The organism is Senegalimassilia sp. (assembly GCF_977052095.1).
Genome location: NZ_CDRSTZ010000072.1, coordinates 1 through 6,544, shown reverse-complemented (window position 1 = coordinate 6,544; position 6,544 = coordinate 1). Strand labels below are relative to the sequence as shown.

Sequence of the window (6,544 nt, the reverse complement as noted above, 5' to 3'; positions counted from 1 at the left end):
TCGAGAACATCGCCCTGGCCCTTACCATCAAGGGCGAGAAGGCCGATGCCGTCCGCGCGAAGGTCGATAGCACCGCGAACATGCTCGGCGTGACGGACGTCCTGCAGAAATACCCGCGCCAAATGTCAGGCGGCCAGCGCCAACGCGTTGCCGCGGCGCGCGCCATCGTCGCCGACCCGAAGCTGGTCCTTGCTGACGAGCCCACCGGCGCGCTCGATTCGCGCAACGCCGCCGTCCTCCTTGAGACGCTCGAGGTGCTGAATACGAAGCTGCACGCCACCATCATGATGGTCACGCACGATGCGGTCGCCGCCTCCTACGCCGATCGCATCCTGTTCATCAAGGACGGCAAGCTGTTCAACGAGCTGCGCCGCGGCGATGACGCCCGAACCGATTTCTACCAGCGCATCCTTGAAGTCCAGGCATTCCTTTCCGGCAAGCAGGGCGACTTCCCCGCGGTCGGCTTCGCGCCCTCGCACACCGTCGATCCGCGCAACTAGGCGGTGGCCATCATGTTGATGAAACTTGCCTTGCGCAACGTGCGCCGCAGCATGCGTGATTACGCCGTGTATTTCGTCACGCTTACTTTGGGTGTGGCGGTCTTCTACGCCTTCAACGCCATCGAGGACTCGCGTGTGCTCTTCGAGGCCCAGGAAGGCGCCGCGAACGTGTTCCTGGCATCCGGCGCGAGCATTTTCGACATCCTCGCGCAGGTCATGACCTATTTCAGCATCGTCGTCGCCGTGGTTTTGGGCTTTTTGGTCCTATACGCCAATCGATTCGTGGTCCGGGCGCGCAAGAAGGAATTCGGCACGTACCTGCTGCTGGGCATGAGCCCGCGCCAGGTTTCCTCGGTGGTGTTGACGGAAACGCTAACCGTCGGCGTGATCGCGCTGGTGGCGGGGCTTGGGCTGGGCTTCTTGATCTCGCAGGCGATCGCCTTCGCCACGGCGGGCCTTATCGGTGTGGCCATCAGCGACTATCATCTGCTGTTCAGCGTCCGATCCGCCGAGCTGACCCTGGGATGTTTCGCACTCATCTTCGTCGTGGTGGCCCTGTTCAACGCCGTGCAGATTTCGCGCTGCAAGCTTGCCACGCTGCTTTCGGCCAACTCCCGCAACGAGCGCATGCCCGTGCGCAACCCCATCGTCTGCCTCATCGTGTTCGTGCTGTCGTGCCTTGTTCTGGCGAAGGCATATGCCGAGCTCAACCTCGACGGCCTCGTTTACTTCGGCGAGCACTTCCGCATCGCAACCGCGCTGATGCTCGTCGGCACGCTGGGCCTGTTCTGGTCGGCGTCGGGGTTCTTCATCCTGCTGATCCAGCGTCTGCGCGGCGTGTACTTCAAGGGGCTCGCCATGTTCACCATGCGCCAAATCGCGGCGAAGGTGAACACCGCGTTCGTGTCGTTGTGGACGGTCAGCATCCTTCTGTTCTTCAGCATCGTCGTGTTCTCCACGGGCTTCAGCCTGGCGTCGCTCTTCTCCGACCAGCTGGAAGAGAACACCCAGTTCGACGCGTCTATCCGTGCGAGCCTGATGTCGCTCGATACCTCCGACATGGAGGCGGTGCCTTCCGAGCAGTACGGCGGGGAAGAGGAGAAGGCAGCCGCAATCGAGGAAACCGAAGCCCAGCGCAACGAGATTTACAGGCTATGGCAAGAGAACGACGGTTCCACCGCTGCGTACCTCAAGTCGCTCATCCCCGATTGGGACGAACGCGTGACCGGCTCGGCTCAGGTGGACACCTGGCTTGCGGACGATCTGACGAACAGGCAGCTCGTTGAAAGCTGCGGCTTCACGCTTGACCAGATCGGTTCCGACGAGAACTCCAGTATAGCCGACGAAGGCGTGCAATACGTATCGTTGTCGCAGTTCAACGCCGCGCGCCAGCTTGCGGGCGAAAAGCCGATCGAGCTTGCCGCAAACGAGTACCTGGTCGACAACACGGTCGACAAATCGGCCGACTACGCGAAAGCCCTTGGCCAAAAGGGACACGCAATCACCGTTGATGGTCATGCCCTGACCGCTTCCGGGCAGGTTGTTTCCCAATCGCTTCAGGTAAGCAGCATGAGTTGTCTGATCGCCGTTTTGGTGGTTCCCGACGAATTGGCGGCCGACAGGTTCGCCGCTGGCGATCTGCCGTACTTGAGCGAGCTGAACGTCAACCTGGCAAGTGATTCGCAAGAGCAGGCCATGAAAGACATGATGGCTGAATACGGGAAGGCGGCACCGCCGAGTGAAGAGCTTGTCGAAAAGGGCTGGACTTACGATCCCGGCGCATGGCCGGTGTCCTATTACGACACGAGCGAAAGCATTATCGCCGACAGCATGGGGCTTAAGTTGCTCTTGGTCTACCTGGCTCTTTATATCGGCTTCGTCTTCCTGATGACCACGGCGGCGGTTCTTTCCGTCCAGCAGCTCTCCGAGGTGGCGGACAGCATTCCGCGCTACCGCCTGCTGGCCCAGCTAGGTTGCGACAGGGACATGGTGCTACGAAGCCTGCGCACGCAGATCGGCATCTACTTCGTAGCTCCGCTTCTAGTTGCAGGATGCCATTCCGCATGCACAATCAGCCTTCTGTACAAGAACCTGCTGTCGCTTTGGGGCACGGGAGCCGTTACCAGCACGCTTGCCGTCGGCATCGCGCTGGTGGTTGCGGTGTACGCGGTCTATCTAGCCTCAACGTATCTGGTCGCGCGTTCGGCAGTCGTTTCCGGCGCGGGTAAGAAGCTGCTTGCGTAAGCTGAATACCGAAATGAGAAGGGGCGGTTGCCTGCGAACGATTCGCACGGCGGCCGCCCCTTACCTTACGCGCAAAACAACGTATTCGTTCAAGTTGCCCGTCTTGCCATCTGCCTCGAAACGGCTCACAAGGTCCGCGGAATCTGCCACCGCCGTCAACAGCCGCTCAATTTCGCACTCGTCGAAATGATGGCAATAACGGTACAGCCCCTGCGTATCCTGCCAACCCAGAAGATAATCGTTGCCAGGCAGCTCGGGAATTCCCAGCTCAGCACGCGCACGGCTCGTGGTTTCCTGCGCTTTGCGCGCCAGCTTCGCACTGTTCAGGAATCGCCAGAAGCTCACGGCCACGAACCCGCCCGGGCGCACCTTCGCGACAAGCGCGCGCAAAAGCCCCGCCCGCCAACGCTCCAGCGGCACATGATGCATGAACCCGAACGACACCGCCAAATCGCACGACGCATCCGGCACCTCAAGCGCCTTCCGAAGGCAACCGGCGGAAAGCCGCTCAATCGCATCAAGATTCTGGAAGGCTATTCGGGACAACGCGTCGGATTCGTTTCGCTCCCCGGCTTCCACCAGCGGATCGCAATTGTCCACCGCATAACCCGACAGCATCCTGCCAGGCAAGGCGTCCGCCAAATACCGCTCGAAACGCAAATTGCCGCAAGCCAAGTCAAGCACACGCAGCGGCTCTCGCCCGCTTGCGCCAGCATCGGCGACAACACATGCCCTCTCGCGACTCTCGCCGTCGGCAGCGTGCGCGTCTCGGCGAACCGAGCCTTCAAACGCCCCATCCGCGACGTGCAAAGCCCCAGGTTCGCAACCTGTTCGCCAGCCAGCCGCATCCATGTCCTCGAGCAACCGCACCCAACCCTGCCACGGCGAGTGTCGCGTCTGCGAGAACGATTCGGCGTTCGCGCGATAAAACTCCCCGGTCAACGCGCACAAGCGCAGCGCCAGCACCTCTTCGGCGTCCTTTGCCGCACCACCGCCCGACGCAAGGTCTTCAGCTGCATCGGCCGCGCAAGCTGCGCCGCCGCTTGCGACTGCACACACTTGCTCGCAGTTGGCATCCCCACGCGGTTCCATGTTCTTACGACTCGCGCATCTCTCGGGCGCATTGCGCCAGCACGGTAACAAAGCGGTCGACGTCTTCCGGCGTGTTCTGATGGAAGAAACTCACGCGCAGCGTTTCCTTGCCCTCGCGAAGCGAGATGCCCGCCGCCTGCAGCGACAGCGGATGCTTCCCGCGCCACGTGCCCGGCGCCACCGTCGTGTGGTTTTCCTCGCACGCCGATGCGCGCGACACGAACACGCTGCGATCGGACAGGTAGCGCACCGACTGTGCGTTCGACACGCCGGGGATGCTGAAGCTCAAAATGTAGGGGCTGCCGCCTGCAGGCGCGTGGATCACCACGTCGCCGATTTCGCGACGCAGCCCCGCAATCGCCCGTTCGCGCAGGTCAGCAGCGTGCTTCACATTCGCTTCCCCGTCGCGCACGGCAAGACGCACGGCCTCGGCCATGCCCGCCGCCAAAAACACCGGCTCGGTGCCCGAACGCAGCCCGCGCTCCTGGTTGCCGCCGAACGCCGTGGTGAACATCTTCACGCCGCGCTGCACGTACAGAATGCCGATGCCGCGCGGACCGCCGATCTTGTGCGCACCGGCAGTCAGCAGCTGCACGCCCCACTCGCGCGGGCACGTGGGCAGCTTGCCGAACGACTGCGTGGCGTCGCAGTGCAAAAGCGCTTCGGGCGCCAGCTCGTCGCGCAGCACCGCAACTTCCGGAATGGGGAAAATCCAGCCAACCTCGTTCTGCACGCGCATCATGGTGATAAGCGCCGTGGGCCCCGCCTGCAACAGCTCGCGCAGTTGCCCCAGGTCAAGCACGCCATCTGGCGCCTCAACATACGCGCACGGCCACTTGCTGTCACGGCGCATGCCACGCACAGTGCGCGTCACCGACGAATGCTCAAGCGACGACGTGATAATCTGCCCCGGATGCTCGCGATGCGCCAAGCACGCGCCGCGGATAGCCAGGTTGTTCGACTCGGTTGAGCCCGACGTGAAGTACACTTCGTCAGCATCCACGCCCAGCGCATCGGCAATGACAGCGCGGCTTTCCTCAAGCACCGCCTTCGCCTTGCGTCCCACGGCGTGCGGCGAAGAGGGATTACCCCAACTTTCCGCCAGCACCTCGTTCATGCGCGCAACAACTTCCGGCAGCGGCTGCGTTGTGGCCGCGTTGTCTAAATATGTCAGCGTGTCTTCCATGCGTTTGCCTTCACGTACTCAACCCACACGCGGCCGCGCTTGCCGGCGCTGCCGCATCTTTGATAGCGCCCATCATTCTAACCCGCGCTTCATAATGTGGGTAAACCGGTCGCAGTTCAGCGCAGAAACATCGATAATCGGCAAAACCGCAGTTCAATCATGGCGTTTTCGCGGGCTTGCACTACGTTTGCATAACAATTTCGGACGTCCTCGGGACTTTTCGTCCACCCCGGGGTCACGTCCTTCGAATTACAAGCCTTCATCTCAAGAATTATTTGCCGCATACTGGCTAAACGGTGCTTCGCTTGCCGGGCGGCCTTCTTTTGCGACAAGGAGGTGCCGCCGATGGATACTCAAACGGTCATTGCGCTCTGCGCGATTTTCACGGTTGTTATCGGAATTGTTGGCTTAGCCAACCGGAATTAGTGAACTGCATGCGTACAAAAAGAGAACCCGGCTTGCCCAGTCGAAAAGCTAGCCGGGTAATCTAACGTACAATGCCGCCCGGTATGCCGGGGCACCGTACGTCGCATATTACACGCTGCGAACACGTTTCGCAAGGGCGCACATGCCGTAGAATACCACCTATGGAAAAAACGCTGCTGAACATCATCTCCGAGCTGCGCCGCACCAGCGGCCCGCTTGACCCCAACGCGCTCGACCGCATCATCCGCGCACGAAACCGCGAGGTCGCAGGCCCCGTTCGCCATGTGGCGAAGAAAAACCTGCTGCCGCTTTACCAAGACATCAAGGCGCACCAGCCCCAAACGTGGGCCAGCTGGGACATCTCGCCCGAACTTGAGGCGCGCCTGGTTCGCACGCTGCAGGTCAAGCCGCGCCGCACCGCATCGGGCGTGGCCACCGTTACCGTGCTCACGAAACCGTGGCCGTGCTCAAGCGCGTGCCTGTACTGCCCCAACGACGTGCGCATGCCGAAAAGCTACCTGCACGACGAGCCGGCCTGCCAGCGCGCCGAGCGCAACTGGTTCGACCCGTATCTGCAGGTCACCGCACGTTTGCGCACGCTGCATCAAATGGGGCACGTCACCGACAAGGTCGAGCTCATCGTGCTTGGCGGCACGTGGAGCGACTACCCCGAGACGTACCAGATATGGTACATACACGAGCTGTTCCGCGCCTTGAACGACATGGGCTGCGAAGCCACGGTAGAGTGTGAATCCGAAACGCGCCGCGAGCAATACCAAAACGCCGGCATAGCCTGCGAACGCGACGACCTTGCCGCCTGGGCCTCCGAAGCGCAAGCGCGCGTCACCGCCGGCGATGCCTCCTACAACGAAACGGTTCGAAACCTATACGCTTGCAGAACCCACGCGGACGATTCCCGCTTGCGCACCCGAACGGATGACCGTAACACTACGACTGACAACGCTCTCGCAAACTGCACGACAATCGGCGATACGCAGAAGGCCGACCCCGAATCGGTCGCCCCTGAAGACCCGCAAGATGCAGCTCCCCGTAACGGCTGGGCCGCTGCCGCGCAATGGCAGACCGCAACGTTTCC

The 6,544-nt window shown here is 61.8% G+C and carries 4 protein-coding genes and 1 pseudogene; 3 read left to right on the top strand and 2 right to left on the bottom strand.

Features of this window, described 5'->3' with window-relative positions; translation table 11 throughout:
* Both ACWI6D_RS09155 and ACWI6D_RS09150 read left to right on the top strand, forming a co-directional pair.
* On the top strand, positions 1 to 500 hold a 500-nt coding region (locus ACWI6D_RS09155; protein ID WP_449134459.1), incomplete at its 5' end, for an ATP-binding cassette domain-containing protein.
* A 12-nt stretch (positions 501 to 512) separates the two neighbouring features.
* Positions 513 to 2,744 carry an FtsX-like permease family protein gene (locus ACWI6D_RS09150; RefSeq protein ID WP_449134458.1) on the top strand — a complete coding sequence of 744 codons (2,232 nt, stop codon included), beginning with the start codon at positions 513 to 515 and terminating at the stop codon, positions 2,742 to 2,744.
* 60 nt (positions 2,745 to 2,804) lie between these two features.
* Here ACWI6D_RS09150 and ACWI6D_RS09145 read toward each other — a convergent pair whose 3' ends face one another.
* Positions 2,805 to 3,836: a class I SAM-dependent methyltransferase gene (locus tag ACWI6D_RS09145; RefSeq protein WP_449134457.1), complete on the bottom strand. Its 1,032-nt coding sequence runs from the start codon at positions 3,834 to 3,836 to the stop codon at positions 2,805 to 2,807.
* Between the two features lie 4 nt (positions 3,837 to 3,840).
* On the bottom strand, positions 3,841 to 5,022 hold the full coding sequence (locus tag ACWI6D_RS09140) for a cysteine desulfurase family protein (RefSeq protein WP_449134456.1): 1,182 nt from the start codon (positions 5,020 to 5,022) through the stop codon (positions 3,841 to 3,843).
* Positions 5,023 to 5,609: 587 nt separating this feature from the next.
* Here ACWI6D_RS09140 and ACWI6D_RS09135 point away from each other — a divergent pair.
* Positions 5,610 to 6,544, top strand: a pseudogene (locus ACWI6D_RS09135) (elongator complex protein 3); the annotation flags it as partial.